19 protein-coding genes and 3 pseudogenes are annotated in these 18,307 nt (G+C 66.6%); 14 read left to right on the plus strand and 8 right to left on the minus strand.

The window, feature by feature from the left end; all coding sequences use genetic code 11:
* From ACH4SI_RS33210 to ACH4SI_RS33245, 8 genes and pseudogenes are all read left to right on the plus strand, one after another.
* Positions 1-1,826 (plus strand): annotated as a pseudogene (locus tag ACH4SI_RS33210) (hypothetical protein); the annotation flags it as partial.
* Positions 1,827-1,851: 25 nt separating this feature from the next.
* Positions 1,852-2,307, plus strand: coding sequence for a hypothetical protein (locus ACH4SI_RS33215; protein WP_398302316.1), 456 nt, complete (start codon positions 1,852-1,854; stop codon positions 2,305-2,307).
* A gap of 116 nt (positions 2,308-2,423) precedes the next feature.
* Complete coding sequence (locus ACH4SI_RS33220) at positions 2,424-2,555, plus strand: hypothetical protein (protein ID WP_398302318.1); 132 nt, start codon at positions 2,424-2,426, stop codon at positions 2,553-2,555.
* Between the two features lie 9 nt (positions 2,556-2,564).
* Positions 2,565-3,209, plus strand: coding sequence for a hypothetical protein (locus ACH4SI_RS33225; protein WP_398302320.1), 645 nt, complete (start codon positions 2,565-2,567; stop codon positions 3,207-3,209).
* Positions 3,210-3,408: 199 nt separating this feature from the next.
* Positions 3,409-4,311 (plus strand): hypothetical protein, encoded by a 903-nt coding sequence (locus ACH4SI_RS33230; RefSeq protein WP_398302322.1) that lies wholly within the window; start codon positions 3,409-3,411, stop codon positions 4,309-4,311.
* Between the two features lie 514 nt (positions 4,312-4,825).
* Positions 4,826-5,311, plus strand: coding sequence for a SitI3 family protein (locus ACH4SI_RS33235; RefSeq protein ID WP_398302324.1), 486 nt, complete (start codon positions 4,826-4,828; stop codon positions 5,309-5,311).
* Between the two features lie 534 nt (positions 5,312-5,845).
* Positions 5,846-6,190 (plus strand): annotated as a pseudogene (locus ACH4SI_RS33240) (Gfo/Idh/MocA family oxidoreductase); the annotation flags it as partial.
* Positions 6,191-6,918: 728 nt separating this feature from the next.
* The gene (locus ACH4SI_RS33245; protein ID WP_398302326.1) at positions 6,919-8,334 is read left to right on the plus strand and encodes a M1 family metallopeptidase; all 1,416 of its coding nucleotides are present in this window, start codon (positions 6,919-6,921) and stop codon (positions 8,332-8,334) included.
* Between the two features lie 58 nt (positions 8,335-8,392).
* On the opposite strand, the pseudogene ACH4SI_RS33250 reads toward ACH4SI_RS33245, so the two are convergent.
* Positions 8,393-8,587 (minus strand): annotated as a pseudogene (locus ACH4SI_RS33250) (DUF1396 domain-containing protein); the annotation flags it as partial.
* Between the two features lie 48 nt (positions 8,588-8,635).
* Positions 8,636-9,190: a hypothetical protein gene (locus tag ACH4SI_RS33255; RefSeq protein WP_398302328.1), complete on the minus strand. Its 555-nt coding sequence runs from the start codon at positions 9,188-9,190 to the stop codon at positions 8,636-8,638.
* A gap of 99 nt (positions 9,191-9,289) precedes the next feature.
* Here ACH4SI_RS33255 and ACH4SI_RS33260 point away from each other — a divergent pair, with 99 nt between their 5' ends.
* Positions 9,290-9,802 carry a PadR family transcriptional regulator gene (locus ACH4SI_RS33260; protein ID WP_398302330.1) on the plus strand — a complete coding sequence of 171 codons (513 nt, stop codon included), beginning with the start codon at positions 9,290-9,292 and terminating at the stop codon, positions 9,800-9,802.
* Between the two features lie 90 nt (positions 9,803-9,892).
* On the opposite strand, the gene ACH4SI_RS33265 is transcribed toward ACH4SI_RS33260, so the two are convergent.
* The gene (locus ACH4SI_RS33265; protein ID WP_398302332.1) at positions 9,893-10,039 is read right to left on the minus strand and encodes a hypothetical protein; all 147 of its coding nucleotides are present in this window, start codon (positions 10,037-10,039) and stop codon (positions 9,893-9,895) included.
* A gap of 663 nt (positions 10,040-10,702) precedes the next feature.
* Between ACH4SI_RS33265 and ACH4SI_RS33270 the strand changes: the two genes are divergently transcribed.
* The gene (locus ACH4SI_RS33270) at positions 10,703-11,239 is read left to right on the plus strand and encodes a hypothetical protein (RefSeq protein ID WP_398302335.1); all 537 of its coding nucleotides are present in this window, start codon (positions 10,703-10,705) and stop codon (positions 11,237-11,239) included.
* Here the strand turns inward: ACH4SI_RS33270 and ACH4SI_RS33275 are convergent.
* From ACH4SI_RS33275 to ACH4SI_RS33285, 3 genes are all read right to left on the minus strand, one after another.
* Positions 11,205-11,807, minus strand: coding sequence for a hypothetical protein (locus ACH4SI_RS33275; protein WP_398302337.1), 603 nt, complete (start codon positions 11,805-11,807; stop codon positions 11,205-11,207). The two genes, ACH4SI_RS33270 and ACH4SI_RS33275, sit on opposite strands and share 35 nt — an antisense overlap.
* The gene (locus ACH4SI_RS33280; protein WP_398302339.1) at positions 11,792-12,058 is read right to left on the minus strand and encodes a hypothetical protein; all 267 of its coding nucleotides are present in this window, start codon (positions 12,056-12,058) and stop codon (positions 11,792-11,794) included. The genes ACH4SI_RS33275 and ACH4SI_RS33280 overlap by 16 nt, the downstream gene beginning before the upstream one ends.
* 455 nt (positions 12,059-12,513) lie before the next feature.
* Entirely contained in the window at positions 12,514-12,882 is a 369-nt protein-coding gene (locus tag ACH4SI_RS33285; RefSeq protein WP_398302341.1) for a low affinity iron permease family protein, read from the minus strand.
* 490 nt (positions 12,883-13,372) lie between these two features.
* Between ACH4SI_RS33285 and ACH4SI_RS33290 the strand changes: the two genes are divergently transcribed.
* Positions 13,373-13,585, plus strand: coding sequence for a hypothetical protein (locus ACH4SI_RS33290; RefSeq protein ID WP_398302343.1), 213 nt, complete (start codon positions 13,373-13,375; stop codon positions 13,583-13,585).
* A gap of 492 nt (positions 13,586-14,077) precedes the next feature.
* On the opposite strand, the gene ACH4SI_RS33295 is transcribed toward ACH4SI_RS33290, so the two are convergent.
* Together ACH4SI_RS33295 and ACH4SI_RS33300 are read right to left on the minus strand one after the other, a co-directional pair.
* A complete protein-coding gene (locus ACH4SI_RS33295; protein ID WP_398302345.1) occupies positions 14,078-14,287 on the minus strand; it encodes a hypothetical protein in 210 nt (69 codons plus the stop codon).
* A 415-nt stretch (positions 14,288-14,702) separates the two neighbouring features.
* Entirely contained in the window at positions 14,703-15,608 is a 906-nt protein-coding gene (locus ACH4SI_RS33300) for a S41 family peptidase (protein ID WP_398302347.1), read from the minus strand.
* A gap of 57 nt (positions 15,609-15,665) precedes the next feature.
* On the opposite strand from ACH4SI_RS33300, the gene ACH4SI_RS33305 reads away from it, so the two are divergent.
* The 3 genes from ACH4SI_RS33305 (at position 15,666) to ACH4SI_RS33315 (ending at position 18,278) form a co-directional block, all read left to right on the plus strand.
* Entirely contained in the window at positions 15,666-16,208 is a 543-nt protein-coding gene (locus ACH4SI_RS33305) for an ArsR/SmtB family transcription factor (RefSeq protein WP_398302349.1), read from the plus strand.
* 220 nt (positions 16,209-16,428) lie between these two features.
* Complete coding sequence (locus tag ACH4SI_RS33310) at positions 16,429-17,262, plus strand: PIG-L family deacetylase (protein ID WP_398302351.1); 834 nt, start codon at positions 16,429-16,431, stop codon at positions 17,260-17,262.
* Between the two features lie 197 nt (positions 17,263-17,459).
* A complete protein-coding gene (locus ACH4SI_RS33315) occupies positions 17,460-18,278 on the plus strand; it encodes a hypothetical protein (RefSeq protein WP_398302353.1) in 819 nt (272 codons plus the stop codon).
* Positions 18,279-18,307 lie beyond the last annotated feature (29 nt).

An 18,307-nucleotide genomic window follows, 5' to 3' on the forward strand; every position in this document is an offset into this window, starting at 1 on the left:
CGGTGGCGGCGTTCCAGGCGGCCGAGCGCCGGGCGGCCAACAAGATCGGCGACCGCTTCTTCGGCTCCACCCACTACACCGTCGACGACGGCTCAAGTAAGCGGGGGGCGTACGGGTACCGGGCCGGTGATCTGGACAAGGCGAAGGACCTGCCCTGGGGCACCCCGGAGAAGGAAACCCACCGCTTCTGGGAACTCGACCACTGGGGCGCCAGCGCAGCCAAGGGATTCGGCATCGACGGTTTCGGTGGCGACGTCGACGGGCTCGCCACTCTGGTCGGCTGGCACGGGGGCGACAAGGCCTCCGAGGCCTGGGGTGCGCTGGGGGACACCTTCAGCGGCCTGGGCCAGTACACGACCTGGCCGTATGACTGGGCGATGTCCAAGACCATCGGCGGCGGCAACGGCGACAACGAGCAGAAGAAGGCATTCCGTGAGGCCCTCAAAGGCTTCGTGGCGTGGGACGAGTGGGACAAGGACCCGGTCCGTGCGGGAGGCCAGGTCCTCTACAACGTGACCCCCTTCGGCGTGGCTTCCAAGCTAGGAAAAATGGCCAAGGGCACCCACCTGGCCGAGGTCACGAAGGTCACCAAGGTCGTCGATTCCGTCACTGCCGGCACCAGGGCCGCTCGCGCCGCACTCCCGAAAGCCTCCGACGTGCTGCAGGCCGTCAAACGCCTCCCCCATTGGGGCGATGCACACCACATGGACCGCACCGTGGACGCCGCGGACGACCTGGCCCACCCGCGCGACGCGGGGGTACGCCTGCCGGACCAGGACGGCGAGTCTCCGACGGTCCTGGACAACGTCGGAAACATCCGCCACGCAAACGGCGAGATCATCCACCGTATCGAGGACGCCAGGAAGGAAGGCGACCACCCGCAGCAGTCCTTGCCCGAGGACCACCCCGCACACGAAAGGGCACCTGAGCGCGAGAAGGCCACGGTCGGGGGCGGCGCGGACCACCAGCCACCACGCGCCCACGCACATACCGGCGACGGCCCCTCAGCTCACCATAATCCTTCCGCCGGTCGGCACGGCGGCGGCCCCGGTGCCGGCGAGCACAACGGCCCGTCGACCGGCGGGCACGGTGACGGCTCCTCCGGTGGCCATGGCGACGGGCACAGCACAGGCGGACACCACGGCCCGTCGAGCGGTGGCCACGGTGACGGCGCCTCCGGCGGCCACGGCGACGGGCACAGCGCAGATGGGCACCACGGTCCGTCAACCGACAACCCTGGCAGCGGCCCTGACGCGCCCGAACACGACGGGGCAAGCGGCGGGGGCCACTCGGCTGAGGCACACCATCACGGTAGGTCCGACGGCGAACCCGACTTCACGCGCGGTGAACTTCCGCCAGGCACAGCGGAGCGCACGCTTCACGAGATGCGGGCCATGCGCCACGGTCGGGCACGGTACAAGGGTGCGGAGGACTATCTCCGCGAGATGGCGGGCGGTTCCCCTGAGCGGCACTATCCCGTGCCGACCCATGACCACCCCTACTACCCTGTAGAAGCGCCAAGAGGGCGCCACGTCGACGTTCCGGTGGATCTGCCGGACGGCCGCACTCTGGCCATGGAGGTGAAGCACTACCTTGAATGGCGGACGGTCCATCTCAAAGATGGCGGCACTCGGGCCGTGAGGGGCGAAGTCCCATTGAATGACGGCATCGTTAAGCAAATCAACAAGGATCTAACGCTACGGCGCTTGGACCCAAAATTCGATCCGCGGTGGGTCTTCCTGCATGCGCCCCCGTCACAGGAACTGAGGAACTACCTCACTCAAGCGCGTATCATATTCATCGAATATGGGCCGGCTCCTAAGTAGCTGAATCCAATGGAAGGCGCAAGACGTGACGAAGGCAAGCGAACCGAATCTCCAGGGATGGATTGAGGAGGGGCGCCGAAACATCATTGAGGTAGCGGACATGCTCGGGGTTCCTCCTGAGGTCTATACCCGCGATCCGATGAGCCTGATTCCAGCTCTGCAAAATTATGTTTCACGTGCCCCGCTTGGCGAATTCGAGCAGTCCGACTGGATTACACTGCACAGTGACTTGATGTCGTACGTCGCCGATTATCTGATTCAGAAGCACGGTGCGCGATGGAATATCGCGCAGGACTCCACGGCTCCCCGCGGATATCGCTATGTCATCGAGGCAACAGGGTACGACGGGCAAACCCGTCGGATCGACCCTGCCGACGTAGTGATGAAGGAATTCTCCAGCCTCCCGGTCGACATCACTCGGATGCTGGCCAGCTCGGAACTCACCTTGCGCTTGGCATCGCAGGACGCCGACGGCGAATGATGCAGCCTGTCGTCCACAGAGGAAGGGCGCTGTCGAGGAATCCGCAGAGCCACTCTTTCCCGAAGTGACACGCCGTTCAATCAAAACAGTTGCAATACGAGTCGATGCGTCACGGCGTGGCCATTCTGGATGTGCATCAGCCCATTTCGCGCCTCACCTCAAAAGTATTCAAGTCCGGAACCATGTTCCTGCTGCGCTTCGAGGATGATGCCATCGCCATTCCGCGCAACGGCTCTATCTTCCCCTAAGGAACAACTGTGTCTCAACTCAAGCGTGCGCCGAAAAAATGCGGCTCCTGGTTCTGGGATCTGGAGGACATCGCGCCACCCGGGCTGGAATCGGCTTTGGCCGTAGCGGCAAAAATGACAGCTGTACTCCAGAAGTTCGATCTGCTCAGTCCTGTGAAGCTTGAGTACAGCTGGTCTGTACTCGATTCAGGCTTCACCGGAGTCATGAGCACGCTGTTCGTCTTTACGCCGCTGGACGACCCGGGCCTGCCAGGCAAGGTGCTCGGCAGCCGGCCTGCCGCGTTCCCTGAAGCGGAAGTTGACGACCTTCATGTCGTAGGCTGGGGGACGTGGTTCGACGGGGGCGGAAAGGCCCACAAGGAACCACGATTGGTCGATCTCGCAGTGTCGACTGCCCCTTTCGGGCCGACGGCCACTCTTGCCGTTCATCATGACATTTGGAGCTGGTTTGACTTTTCCGGACGCCCGCACCCCGAGGTGCACCGTCGAAATGCTCCTCGACTCGAGGCCGCGCTTCGAGAGCTCAACTCCACACTCGGTGTGACGCCGGAATTGGGTGATCCGACATATTTCGGTGGCGCTACAGAGTGGGGTATTGGCACGCCAGATGCGTTCGAGGACGGCATGGGTGCTGATCTGACGGACAAGCTCTGACGCGGACCGTTGCGAAGGTCACCCGAGGGTGTCCGATATCCGCTGGGTATTGATCGAGCCGGTGCTCAGCGCCTGGCGGGCCGAGCGGCACGCGTGCGCTAAACATCGGATGCCCGCCCGGGGCGATCGCTTCACACAGATCGGACCCTGTGAGCTCGGGCCCGGCGAATGGGGATGCGGGGGTCGCCAGGAACAGAGCATGACGTACAACATCTTTCTCGTTGATAGCTGTGACTCGGGTGTCATGGCTGAAGCTCTCGCAGAAATTTTCCAGGTCCCGGTGAAGGAAGTGGACGTCGCCGATGGTGATCAGGAAGATCGGTACTGGGATGCACTGGTGTCCTGCGAATATTCGCATGTCCGCGGTAACGTGTCCACTTCCTTGGACATCTATGCTCAGGACTCGGTAAAACAGCAGCCCACGGAAGCTCATTTCTCCGCGGCCCTGGCTCGGCGGATCGGAACGCCCGTTCTTTACCCGCCGCAGGAGAGCCCCATCAGTGCGCACTCTCTGGTCGACCCGGAAGGAATGGTGACGCGAGCCCGACTGGATGAGACGGAGGATGAAGAGCCCTCGTTCACAGTCGTGGCAGTTGAAGCATTCATTGAAAATTTGGCGGACGTTCCGGTAGTGCATCTGCCAGAAGTAGTGCGCGAGCAGAAAATCGCAACGCCACTCTCTGATTCTTTTGAGGAAGCCTTCAAGGGCTTGGCGGATTCTGACGGTGGACCGGAGTGTCTTGCTATCGCGGCCGAGGTAGCTGAGGTGGCGGGTGTCGCTGGATCCTGCCTGAGTGCGTGGGAGAAGCTGGCTCGGCGTGCTGAGCGCAATTGGGAACCATCTGGCTGGTTTCCCTTGGAGTTCTACCGGGAAACGCTCGGCTATCGAGATAATATCGAAGGGTACCTGCGCCAACTCCCGGTAAGCGTGGCTGTCCTGTACAAGCGGTACTTCGACAAGGTCGACAACCTCTATAAAGAGCTGACCGTCGAAGACAAAGAGCATGTTGTCGGTGACGACCGCGATGAGTCCACCGTCGGCTCGGTGCAAAAGGCCTGGTGGTGGTACCGTCGCCCCGATCCCATGCCGTGGGAATCGTGACCAAAGAGCAGGGCGTGTTTGGGATGTCGATCAAGGCCGTGAAACGATCTTGAGGCCGCAACCTGACGGATACATAGTGGGGGCGGCTGGGAGTCGCTGCTGCCGCCGATACTGAGAACGGGCAGGTCACCCCCGGATCGGCGGCAGGTTTCGACGGGATCTGGTGGCGGGCCCGGACCGACTCGCCGTGGCCACGCCCCCTCCGGGGGAGGGGCTGGAAGTAAGGGAGCACCCAACGACCCCGGTCACACCCTGCCTAAGCGAGAGCCCGACCCAAATGCCAAGGCGCAAGGCAATCCAGAGTCCATATCCAAGAGGCAGCCCCTGAGGCCCACCGTGCGCTGAGCCGTCAGAACGAGGCGGCCGACAGATTGGCCCAGCATGGCTACGACCTCGAGCATGCACCCCAAGTGCACGACTGGCCAGCCCCGGGACTCAAAGAGGTAATTGTCATCTATAAAGAAGGCGGCATATTACACCTCTTTCCCTGGAGCCCGCGAGAAGGGTAATCCGCATGTCAATTTCCTACAATCTTGACATGGTGGCGACGGAGAAAACCGTGTTGCAGGTCGCCTGGCAAGTGTGTGACGTAGCCCGGTCTCTCGATCTGTTCGACGCGTCAGTCACTCCCGAACCGCTAGTCGACGAAGGTGCGGTGACCGCGACTGGGCTGTGGCTTCGCGTGGGTGCAGAAAGATCAGATCCGCAGCACCCTGTGCTCACCGATCTCGGGTTTAGTCCGAACGTATCTGTAATGTTCGAACTCGCCAGGTCAAGTGAGCACTCCGATCAGCAGAACGAAATGATCAGGCTGGTGTGCCGCCTACTGGATCGGGTCGCTGGCGATGCGGTGCTGCACTTCCAGTTCGAGGTCATCTGGCTGCTGCGCCGTTCAGGCGAAATGAGTCTGAATGAACGGGACGACCTGTGGCCCCCGCACCGGCTGGCTGCGGTCTCCAGGCCCTATCGACGCACCACGCACGTGTTTTCCGACGAGTGACCACCAACAGGCACTGTCCAGGCGCTGAGCTCTTATCGCCTGTAAGGCACCCCGCTGCGTGCGTGTTCGTGAGACTTCCGCTCGCAGGGGTGATCAGCGCCGTTGCATTGCTCAGCAGCGTCGCAGCAACCTGCTAACCAGCGCCTCCATCGCTGGGCCCACGCCGTGACAGACCCTTGGGACCGACGTGTATCGGACCAAGCTCCAGGGGACACGTAGGGGCCACGGGGGCGGGCCAGGGGAGTAGGGGCCCTCACGCCGCCCCCTGGCGCCTGTTCGAGGCCCGGCGAGTGGATCTTCCCCTCATTGGCGCCAGGCCCTTCGGTAGCGCCTTCCATGGGCGCCTCCCGCGCGAGCGACACCGGTCGTCCTGCGGCGGATCGGGCAGTGCCAGGCACAACGCGTCCAGGGCCGTCACGAAGGCGTGGTCCGGTGGTGTGCCGTAGCCGATGACGACCCCCTGCCGTCTGGCGTTCTCCGGCGGTTCGAGGACGGCGTGCACGCCACCGCCGACGCCCTGGTCATTTCGACAACGGTGCCATCGCCACCGCCGAGGCGTCCTTCTCCGCGCTGTACGGCTACGACGTACGCGCCGAGGTCTTCGGCTCGGAAGGCATGGTGACCGCCGGCAACGGCCGCAGCACCGACATGACCTTCTACGGCCCCCAGGGCATCCACGTCGACACCGCCCGGCGCGACACCGAGCTGCTGCGCGCGGCCTACACCGCCGAGCTGACCGCCTTCGCCGACGCCGTCCGCCACAAGAACCCGGCCCTCGTCACCGGCCACGACGCCCGCCGGGCCCTGTCCATCGCGCTGGCCGCCATCCGCAGCGTGGAAACCACCGCGACCGTCACGATCGCCGAGGTGACCGCATGACGCTCTCCGCGAGCCCCTTCACTCTCGCCGCCGGCGCCGAAATGCTCTACCTGGACCGCCCGTTCACCGAACGCGTCGCCCGCATCGCCGAGCGCGGCTTCCAGGTCGAGATCCTTCTCCTCCATGACCGGCTATCTGACCGGCGACCTCACCGACCCCGACGGTATCGATGCCCTGCTCACCTCGGCCCGTACGTCCCTGGACACGGCCGCGCGACTGGACTGCCCGCGCTTGAACCCGCACGGCACCGGCCTGGACGGCAAGGGGCTCCCCGTCCGCCCCGTCGAGGTAGCCCCCCGCGATGTGGCTCACGGCCGCCGACACCCTGCGCCGCGTCGCGGAGCTGGGCGAGGCCGCGGGCCGCGTCCTCACCCTCGAAAACCTCAACTTCGCCGTCGACCATCCGGGACCGCTCTTTCGCCCGCGTCGCCAACGGCCCCATCTCCGGCGGAACCTGGATCTCTACCACGCCCAGATCGGCGAGGGAAACCTCATCGAACTCTGCCGCCAGGCCCCACATCCTGCACGACCTCGGCTACACCGGCGTCATCGCCCTCGAAGGCTGGGCCCGGGACGACTCCGACGCCGCCCTGGGCGCATTCCGGAACGCCTTCATCCCTCGTCCCGTCAGAGAAAGACGAGGTGACCCGAACGGAGGGTGGACGAGGGGTCCGATTGCCTACTCTGAGGATCCTTTGATCACACGCCACCCCCCAAGGAGCGCGCACGTGACCCACCCCCACATACGCACCGCCGTCCTCGGCCGCGGAGCCGTCGCCGCCACCGTTCCCGTCGCCGTGGCAGCCCTGCTCGCGGCGGCGGGGCCCGCCACCGCTGCCGGACGGGCGGGCGCGCCAGGCGTCGGCGACCCCTACTTCCCACTCGCCGGCAACGGCGGCTACCACGTCGCCCACTACGGACTGACGCTCGGTTACGACCCGACGAGCCGCCACCTCGCTGGCAAGGCGGTCCTCACCGCCCGCGCCACCCAGCGCCTGACCCGCTTCGACCTCGACTTCAAGGGCCTGAGGATCACCGGTCTGACCGTCGACCGGGCCAGGGCGGCGTACAAGCGCAGCGGTCAGGAACTCGTCGTCACCCCCTGGCGTGCCCTGCACAGGGGGCAGACGTTCCGCGTCACCGTCACCTACCAGGGTAAGCCCGCCCCGGTCACCGACCCCGACGGCTCCCGCGACGGCTGGATCCCCACCGACGAAGGTGCCTTCGTCGCGGGCGAACCCCAGGGCGCCATGACCTGGTTCCCGGCCAACAACCACCCGCTCGACAAGTCGTCGTACGACATCACGATCACCGTCCCCAAGGGGCGTACCGCCGTCTCCAACGGCGTCCTGCTCGGCCAGCGCACCCGCAAGGGGAAGACCACTTTCCGCTGGCGGCAGAAGGAACCCATGGCCGCCTACCTCGCCACCGCGACCGTCGGGAAGTTCAAGGTCAAGCAGTACACGACCCGTAGCGGCATCAGGGTCTACGACGCCGTCGACCCGCGCGAGGCCACCGCCGCGGCACCCGTGCTGAAGAAGCTGCCGTCCGTGCTGGAGTGGGAGAGCAAGCTGTTCGGGCCCTACCCGTACCGCGCCGCCGGCTCCATCGTCGACCACGCGCCCAACGTCGGCTACGCACTGGAGACCCAAACCCGGCCCGTCTATGACAGGGCCCCCGGCCTGGGCACCCTCGTCCACGAGAACGCCCACCAGTGGTTCGGCGACTCCGTCTCCCTCACTTCCTGGAAGGACATCTGGCTCAACGAGGGATTCGCCAGTTACGCCGAGTGGCTCTACGACGAGCAGCACGGCGGCGCCAGCGCCCAGGAGAGCTTCGACGACCTGTACGCCACTCCCGCAGGCGATCCCCTGTGGGCGTTCCCGCCCGGCAACCCGGGCAGCGGTGCCAAGATCTTCGGCCGCCCCGTCTACGACCGCGGCGCCATGGCCCTGCACGCCCTGCGCAGCGCCGTCGGCGACCGTGTCTTCTTTCGCATCCTGCGCGCCTGGGCCGTACAGCACCGCCACGCACACGGCACCACCGCCCAGTTCCAGCGGCTCGCGGAACGGGAGTCCGGGAAGAACCTCGGTCCGTTGTTCAAAAAGTGGCTCTACGCTCAGGGGAAGCCCCGCACCCCCTGACGGCCACAACCGTCCCTTGAGCTGACCGGTTCCACACGACCGCGCTGTCGCCCTTGCTGCGGGTGCGGAATTGCTTGGTGTGGCTGTCCTGGTCGATCCACATGTCCATGGCCAGGCGGTCGACGCCCAGCTTCTCGTACTGCCGCAGGCTCTTCTCGCGGCGCTTGCGGGTCGCGATGTCCTCGTCCTTCAGGCTTGCGCGCATCTGGGCGAGGGTGACCGTGCCGCGGTAGTGGGTGGTCCGGACGCCGTCTGCTGCGATGGCGGATTGGGCCCGACGCGTGTGACCGGGCGATCCGTTTCACCCGGCGTCGGCCCTGGTCTGCGCGGTGGCGACGTAGCGGATCGTGAACACCATCGGGATCACGAACCCGGCGACCTGGATGAGGGTGGCCGGGGTGGAGTGGCCGTTGCCGATGTGCGCGACGACGGCGAGCGCGACAGCGGTCACGGCGAAGGCGGCGGTCCACACGGCGGTGATGACGGCGTTGGCCCGGAGGAAGGGCTTGAGGTTCCAGACCTCACGTGGCGTGGTGCGCTTGGCGATGCCCAGAGTGAACGGCTTGCCGACGGCCAGCGAGCCCCCGGCGATCACCGCGAGCGTGCCGGACGACGCAGCCGCCGAGTAGTCGTGCACGGCCGAGTGCGGGTCGGCGAAGGCGACCACGGCCAGAACCGCGAAGAAGGCTGCCGAGCCCACCTCGATGATCAGGCTGTCGAATCCGGCACCGGTCCGGCGCTGCTGGACGATCAGCGCCACTGCGACCGCCAGGGCAGCCAGTGCGGCCCACTTCCACTGGCCGGACGGCAGCACGGCGAAGACGATCCATGGGAGGAAGGTGCGCAGATACGACATCGGTGACTCCCCGTTCGGTTCGTATCATTCCAGTTCTGACATGTGGAAACTAGAACCTCCTGTAGTGACATGTCAACGGTGGAATGTAGAGTGATGGACATGAGCCTTCGACATGCTGTGCTGGGGCTTCTCGCCGATAGGCCCGCCAGTGGCTATGACCTGCTAAAACTGTTCGACACCTCGCTGGCCACCGTCTGGCCGGCGACCCAGAGCCAGATCTACACCGAGCTGACCAAGCTGGCGCAAGCCGGACTGATCACGGTGGTCGCCGAGGGGCCGAGAGGCCGCAAGGAGTATGCCCTCACCGAGCAGGGGATGGCCGAGCTCCGGCAATGGCTGACCGAGACCACGCCGCAGCGGAACACCCGCAGCGAGATCCTGCTGCGCGTGTTCTTCCTCGGTGTGCTGACTCCCGGCCAAGCGCAGGCCTATCTTGCCGAACTGGTCGACATGTCGGTCCAGGGGGAGGAGAGTCTGCGCCGCCTGGCCGACTCCATCGACTGGGACGACGACAACCTCTCGTCCTACGGCCGGATCGTTCTGGAATACGGCCTGCGGTTCAACGCCATGCGCCGCGAATGGGCCGAGTGGGCAGCCGGGCAAATCAAGTAGAGCACGAGCTGGTCGCGCTCGCGCCGTATTCGCGCCGGAGGGCCGCGGTGCCGCGCGGCATGCGCTCGCGGCTGTCGCTCTTGCGGGGGCTCATGACGCCGCCCCCTGTGCCACCTCCGGCGTCCGGTCCGCAGCCGGGCGCTTGGCCATGACGACCAGCACCGGCCCGTGTTGCTTATTCGCAAGGAGCCGGAGTTCGGCGGCCGGGCGCAGTCCGGCCTGCTCGATCAGGTCCACGAGTTGTTCCGGCCGCCATGTGTGTCGTCCAGCGAACGGATACACCTCGGTAGGCCTCGGTGCGCACCGCGTCCTCGTCGCCGACGTGTGTGTCGACTCCGGACACGTCGAGTCCGCGTTCGGCACGGTAGGCGGTCATGGTTCCGGGTCCGCAGCCGACGTCGAGGACGGGCCCGCGCCCGCTCATGGTGTCGGCGAAGGCGTCGATCGATGCCTTGAGCCATGGATGGCTACGGATGTCACCGACTCCCGTCGCACAATCGCTGGTCAGATCCTGGTCAGATCGTCGCGGCACTGCTTCAGGTCAGCCCCGGGTTCGCCGGCGACTGGTGGACTCCGACCAGGCCCAGGAACTGTTCGTCTTCTCCGATGTACCCGGCTCACCGAGCCACGAAAAGCTTCAAACTCCTGGCAGCCGTGGGCGCTTGATACCGCAACGGTGCTTGCGGTGACCGATGGCCAGGTCAGGGGCTGTGTCCGCGTCGTTTGTAGCGGCCGGTACGGGCTGGGTGCTGTCGCCTTCGACACCAGCCGCTGGTGTTGGTGTCGTGATCCGTTCCAGGAGTCGAAGGAGTGTCCAACGCGCGATATCAGGCTGAGGTCTCTTTTTTCGGGCTACCGTCGGACACACCGCGTTGCCTACGCACACCGAGGAGTAATCCTGTGTCATCGCACTGTGACCCCCAGTACGCTCCCGCCGGCGATGTGGGTGCTGCGCTCATGGTGATTGACTCTCGACTCAAAGCCATCTACGACGGCAAGACCGAGACCGACCCCGAACAGCAGCAGCTGAGCGACCAATTCGCCGCGTCACTCGGCCCCCACGAGGCCGAGGACATGCTGGACGGCGCATGCACGCTCATCTACATGTTCATGCAGTGGCTGCGGATGGCCTACGAGGACCACGACAGAGATGTCATCGAGTACGTCGTGCCCAGCTTCGTGGCCTCGTTGCGCATGATGCCGAAGAGTATCTGTCCCGAGGTCATCCCCACCATGACCGGCCTGGTCGTCGCGGCCGGCACCGGCCTGAGCCCCAACCTGTGGCGCAAGCAGTTCGGCGACTGGACCGAGGACGAGATGAATCCCCTGGAAGCCACGGCCTTGCTGCTCGCGGAGCACATCAACCGGCTCACCGACGACCGCGACTTCGCCACCCGCATGATCAGCGAAGCCTTGTCCAGCTCTCCAGATGCTTAGTGGTGCGGTTGCCGAAGGGCTGTGACTGCCGCTTGAATGCGGAGCGCAGTCTCCCGTTCGGACTCGCGGTTCGCCCGGCGTTGCCTGCTGCTGGCTGTCGGGTTTGACGATGAACCACTCCAGGTCGCTTCACTCCTGTCCGGACGAGGTCGGCGTTGTTCGGCCCCTTGCCCTCGAACACCGTCTCCAAGTCCCACAACGGCCGGTTCTGGGCCCCGTCGCAGGGGTATTGGGCGGTCTCCCCGTCCACCTTGCCCTGCTCTTCGACGGGGGCGGCGCACTTCTGCGTGGTCCCCTTCCGGAGCAGGACGCGGGCGAACGGGTCCTCGGGCGGCGTCGTGGGCTTGGCGTCCCCGCCGCCCCCACCGCCGCCCGCGTCGTCATCGCCGGGCTTCTGCGTCGGGTCGGCCTCCGGTTTCGACGTGGGCGCGGAACTCGGGACCGGTTGCTTCGGGGTGGGCACCGCGGTGGCGGCGGCCTCCTCGGTCCGGTCCTGGGCGCGGGTGCTCAGCTGGGGCTTGTACGAGATCCAGATCATGACGCAGGCGATGGTCAGGGCGACCAGCATGCCTCCGGGTGCTCGGTGGGGATGATGTGCAGCCCGTACGCGTTCGGTCCGGCGGCTGCGTCCGGGGTGCGTGACGGGGCGAAGGGCACCTCCACTGTGCCGGTGGTCCCCGGGTACAGCCGGAGCGTCTGCGGCTCGACTGTCGTCCAGGGGGAGAGGTCGCCGACCGGTACGAAGCGGTACTCGTCGACGACTTCGCCGGTGTTGCGTCGCAGCCGCAGCCGCACGGTGGCCGAGCCGCCGGGGTCCACGGTGGTCGAGACGGGTTCCAGAGAGGGGGCACGGTCCGTTGCCTGAAGACACCGGCACGCTGCCCCGCTGGGCGCCCAGCGGTCTCCGGGGCCGCGGGACGGAACTCCCGAAGACCTCAAGGGCTGCTCGAGGGGCCTCTACCGTTGCGCGTGCGCACGGCGTACCAGAGGAGCGAACGTACCGGAACGAGGAGAGACGAAGACCGATGCACGCGCAACGAACACGGGACAACGAACGAGCCCCCGACCCCGATGCGCTCGGTGGGCAACGCCGTGGCGAGCAGGATGATCGAGGAGGAGCCGCACGTCTGCGGCGCGGACTGCGGCCATGGACCGGCGGTGCAGCGCTCCGCGGTACATCACCTCCTGGACACCTCCGGCCAGGCGTTCACCGGACCGCTGCATGATCCTCGTAAAGCCGGCCTCACGGGGGCTGGTAGCCATGCCGTGCGTGGTCAGCTCTGCTTCTCCATGCTGATGGCCTGGCGGAGTTCCTCACTCGCCGCTCCTGCTTCTTGCCGCTGGATCTCCAGCAGAGCGGCGGCTATGGCGTCGAGCTTGCGTTGGATGGCGTGTTCTGCACGCCGTTCGGAGTTCTTCAGCAGTGCCAGAAGCAGCAGCGACACAGCGGACATCGCCTCGCCCACCAGCAGCAGCCACGGCGTGGGCAGCTTCAGTACGTGCGCGGTGATCGCGCCGACGACCAGAACGAGGCACACACCGAAGAAGCCGGGAGAGCTGGTGAAGTTCGAAGCGTGTTCCGCCAGGCGCGTGAACCAGCCCGGCCGGTCGCCGTCACGGTGTGCGGGGTGCTGAGGCGCCATGAGGTCTCCAGCCGTCCTCACGAGGCCACCCGGTCGGCAGGGGCCCTCAGAAACCCATCGGACTCATCGACGAGCCGCCCGTTACCCGTATCCGAGTCTGCCTGCTCCAGGGCAGACCGGACGGTGTGCTCCAGGTATGTCATACGGTCAGCAGAATCCTCCGATCCGGTGGCCGTTGGCACTACGTTCCCCTCATGGTCGGCACTACCTTCTTCCAGCGGTCGGCCCACGTGCGGGACTCGGCCAAACCTCTGAATTCGAGCTGATGTGGCCGTGCCTACCCCGCCTTCCACAGAGCATGCACCTGCTTGGAGAGGGACCCGGGTACTGCAGCAGGATTGTGAGGTCGAGCTGCACCCGCCGCGGATCGCGGCTCCCCCATGCCGCAACGCCGCATGTCGGCGGCGGCCGTGCGCGTCGTCACCTTCCGGTGGGGGGCGACACGAGCGGCGGCGCGGGGACTGAGGTCCGTCCCAGTGACGCGGTGCCCGTGCAGCGCGAGGCCGATAGCCTGCGTGCGGCGCATGACGAGCCCGGTACCGTGCGACGGGCCTACGCGTCGAAGACCGTCGGCAACCTCCATGGACTGCTGCGCGACTCCAACCCTTGCGCGCAAGCACCTGCCGAAGGGGACGAGGCTGAAGGCGACGAGGTCTTCCTCGAGCCGGAGGAGTACGCGCTCCCTCGTGCACCTCAAGGCTGACCCCGTCGATCCGGTGGCGCACGCGGCGTTGCCCGGGCCGTTGCGCAACCGGCCGGCCCGCGACTGGCTCACCGCGCAGACGCTGGGCCCCGCATGGGGTGGCGCGCCGGGTCCGCCCATGGCCTCACCTGCAGATACGTCTTAAGGGTTCCTCTCCTTGACGTGCTGTGATCTATGGTGGACATGGGGCGCCGGGGGAAGCACCGCTCCGCAGAAAAGCTTCAGTACATGCGGTGCGGTTTCGTGACCGGGGGCGGTCCCATGAAATTCGACGCGAGCGGCATCGGTTGCCGCGGCCCCTGGCCCGGAGTTCGAGGTCATCTGGCTGCTGCGCCGTTCAGGCGAAATGAGCCTGAATGAGAGGGACGACCTGTGGCCCCCGCAGCGACTGGTTGCGGTGTCCCGGCCCTATCGACGCACCACGCACGTGTTTTCCGACGAGTGACCGTGTTGCTGAGCAGCGTCGCAGCAACCTACTCACCAGCGTCTCCATCAGCTGGGCCCATGCCGTGAGCACTCGGCCCGTACCTTGCGGATCGCCGGGCAGGCGACCGACTCGATCACTAGCGCCCGGCTCGGGCCGGGGCTGGCGGCCAGCAGTCGGCAGTAGGTGCGCCTCGCGGCGTTCAGCATCCCGCGGGGGCCGTCGATGGCCTCGGCCAGGTTGCGGGTCTGGTCGCCGTGTCTGAGATGGGAAACCATCGACGTGACATAGCGCGGGGGACGTGGGGACGCTGATTGGCATGCGACGGCGCTCCTGGGGGCGTCACCCCACCCCGAGCGCTGCGACTTGCTGGGCCTCGACAGGTGGTGAGGTAAATGCCTCACCGCGATGGATCGGACCGGAACGAGGAGGTCCCACCCGCCCACCAAGAAAATCGATCTGACCTGCGGAAACGTGATTGGGCAGGCGGGCCGCGTGAGGCGTTTGCCGCGGGTCGGTGAGGCAAACGCGCGCCTGTTTGGCCCGTCTGAGCCTCTGGCCCCCTTGTGGCCTGGGGTTTTGGGGCGACGCCTGAGTGAGATCCGTGGTTGATGCTTCCACGGCCGCGGCAAGCGAACCCCGCCCTTTCGGCTTGGCACTGCGCGTGCAGTGCTGTCGGTGAGCTGGACTGGGTCAGCCTGCCAGTCGGGCGAGGGCCAGCGTGTGCGCGTGGTCGAGGGAGTCGGCAGCGGCGCAGGGGATGTCCGGCTGTACGCCGGTGCCCTCCCAGTTCGTGCTGGAGACGGGGTTGATGGCGCGGCCGACTGGGACGGTGGCTTCCAGGTGTGGGTGCACGGTCCAGCCGTTGCACGGATGTGCGCCGCCGCGGGTGTGCTCGCCGACGACTGCGGCGCGGCCGAGCTGCTGGAGGTCGTACGCCAGCTCCTCAGCGGCGGAGAAGGTGCTATTGCTGGACAGCACGTACAACGGCTTGCTGCCGCCGAAGCGTGCGCCGGGAACGTGCGGCAGGCTCCAGGACTGCTCGCTGCGCTTGCCGCCGTGCCAGTGCATGGTGTTGAGGTGGGTGCGCTCGTCGAGTAGGTAGCTGCAGACGAAGGCGACCGTGTCCGGGTCGCCGCCCTGGTTGGCGCGAAGGTCCAGGATCAGCGCCTGGGCGCGGGAGGCCAGGGTGAGCGCGGCGCTCAGCGGTTCCGCGGCCCACTCCAGCGGGAACAGCATCGGTGCCAGCTCCACCACGGCGACCCCTCCGCCGAGCAACTCCACCCGGGGCGCACCGCCCAGCGAGCTGTCGAAGTCCCGGCGCATGGAGTCCCGGGTGGCCGCCCCCTGTTTCGGGGAGACCGGGTCGGGGTGGTGCTTCAGTCTCAGGTGTCGGTCGCCATTGACGGACTGCAGGTCTGCGGTGACCAGACGGGCGAGCTCCTCGGCGTCGTCGACGTCATAGGCCCCCTCGGCGAGGCGTCGTTGCAGGAGGCCTGTGAGCTGCTCGGCTATCTCGGGGAAGACGTAGTGCCCGGTCAGCAGCCGGGCTGTCTCGTCGATGACGGGGGCAGGCAGAAGCTTCGTCGGAGTCGTCATGGCAGGGAGTAGAGCACTGCCCTTGTGAAAGCGTCAAAGAGTTTAGACACTTTCGGTATGCGCGATCAGCCTTCCTCCCTGCCGCCACCTCAGGACGTCCTGGAGATCGGTGCGCCTGAGCAGTTCGCGGCGCTCTCTCACCCGTTGCGTCAGCGGTTGCTCTTCGCCCTGGGCCACCGGCCTGCCACCATCAGCCGGCTTGCGGCGCAGCTCGATGCGAAGAAGGGCAACGTGGCCCACCACCTCAAAGTGCTCCGCGAAGCCGGGCTGGTCCACGTCGCCGAGACCCGCCAGGTCCGCGGCGGCACCGAGCAGTACTACCAGCGCACTGCCCGCCGCATGGTCGTCGCCGAACCTCAAGCGGCGGGCACCGCCGCGATGCTCGCCGCGGTCGCCCGGGAGCTGGACCGCTCTCCCGCTGAGACCCACCTGGCACTGCGCCACCTGCGTCTCAGCCCTGCGAAGGCAGGGGAACTCGGCGAGGCCCTCGCCAAACTGGTCGACGAGGCCGAGGAAGACGCGGAGAGCCAGCCCGTGCACGGTGTGTTGGTGGCGCTCTATCAGCAGGCACTGTCGACCAGCACCACCAGTTCCGGCTAGCAGCACCAATCCCCCAAACGTCGAACGACTGGACGACCAAATGGCCGCGTAGGGAACAGCCGTCCCGGCGGCGCGGTTGCATCGACCGAGGGACCGGCGCCGCACGGCGGGGAACACGGGGACCACGAGGTCGTCCGTCTCACCTGGATCCGGGCCCCAGGATCGCGGTACGCCCGCCGCGCACTCGGATCAAGACGTATGTCCGCAGGAGGACTGTTTCATGACTGACCGACCCTTGACGCTCATGGCAGTACACGCCCACCCCGACGACGAGGCCACCGGAACCGGAGGGGTCCTCGCGCGGTACGCGGCGGAGGGCATCCGCACGGTTCTCGTGACGTGTACCGACGGCGGTTGCGGTGATGGGCCGGGGGGTGTCAAGCCGGGCGATCCCGGGCACGATCCGGCGGCCGTCGCCTTGATGCGCCGTCAAGAACTCAAGGCGAGCTGTGACGTCCTGAAGGTCAGCGATCTGGAGATGCTGGACTATCCCGACTCCGGGATGACGGGCTGGCCGAGCAATGAAGCCCCCGGGTCCTTCTGGCAGACCCCCGTGGAGGAAGGCGCGGCCCGACTCGCGGAACTCATGCGGCACTACCGACCCGATGTGGTCGTCACCTATGACGAGAACGGCTTCTACGGCCACCCCGACCACATCCAGGCCCACCGCATCACGATGGCGGCGCTGGAGATGACCACGCTGACACCGAAGGTGTACTGGACGACGATGCCCCGCTCGGGGATGCAGCGGTTCGGGGAGATCATGCGCGAGTTTCATCCGGACATGCCGGAGCCGGATCCTGCCGAGGCCGCCGCGATGGCCGAGATCGGCCTCCCCGACGATGAGATCACCACGTGGGTGGACACCACCGCGTTCAGCGATCAGAAGTTCGATGCGCTGGCCGCGCACGCCAGTCAGGGCGAGAACATCTTCTTCCTCAAGATGGGCAAGGAGCGGTTCGGCGAGTTGATGGGTATGGAGACCTACGTACGTGTCAAGGACGCCACCGGCGCCGCCGTACCCGAGAACGACCTCTTCGCCGGCCTGCGCTGATCCGCCCTGCCGACCCACCCGGGCCCAGGAAAGCTCATCGGCCGCACGGCGCGATCGGACGGGTCACCCACCCGGAGGCTTGTTCACGCGACTTCCGCTCCGGTAGCCCTCACAAACCCGGCCGGCATCCGGATCCAGTGGCCCGTCGACGGATACCGGTCAAGTGCCGGAACGAGCGCGTACGGAAGGGGCATCGCGTGTACTACGAGACGCTTGTTGCCTTGCACGGGGTACTTGACCGGTACCCGTGGGCGTCGCACATCACGTGCGACGCCCACGGCAGCGAACTGTACGACCTCGCCATGCGCAGGGCGGAAGCCTACGGTTGGTACTCCACCGGCGGATGGACCTACAAGTACCAGGGATGGGGCGAGGCCAGGATCGTCCAGGACCCGGGACGCTGGGCCGATTGCCTGGCCGGCGGGGACTGGACGCAGGATGGGAAGGTCCGGGAACTGGCGTGGATGTCGGCGGAGATCCCGCTCGATGTCCGTGAGCCGCGTCTCCCACTCCTTCACGTGACGCGCATCCTGTCGGACGCGGTGAATCGGATCGGGCGCGTCCGGTTCACCGGGCTGCATGCGGTCCTCCCGCTGCAGGAACTTGTCGGTGATGCTTCTGACGACTTGCAGGCGATGCGGAAATGGTTCGCCCTCACCGACCCGTCCACTTCGGTTTCCGTAAGCGTCACCGTCGCTGCCGGACCCGCCATGCGGGGAAAGGAGACGGCGGTGGTCGGCGCCATCGGAGAACGGCTCGGTGACATGGCAGAGGCCGAAGTCGCCGCTGGGCAGCTCGACGTGTCCGGTATGGCGGACGTGGCCGGCGAGCACGGCTACAACAAGGGCCGTGAGCGCGGCGTGCTGCGGTTCGCGTGTCGTGTGCCGGAGTGGTCGGCGGACGCCGCCGTGTGGCTGGTCGAGGTCGTGGGTGATGCGTTGCGTGCGGCCGGGTGTGCGGAGCAGGTGGTGGTGACCGCCTCGCTGGCGTCGCCTCCTCGTGAAGCGGCTGAATGACCGGGGCCGACCCCGACGACAGCCACGCC

Origin of the sequence: Streptomyces sp. NPDC021212, from assembly GCF_044332925.1 — a bacterium.
Lineage (GTDB): Bacteria > Actinomycetota > Actinomycetes > Streptomycetales > Streptomycetaceae > Streptomyces.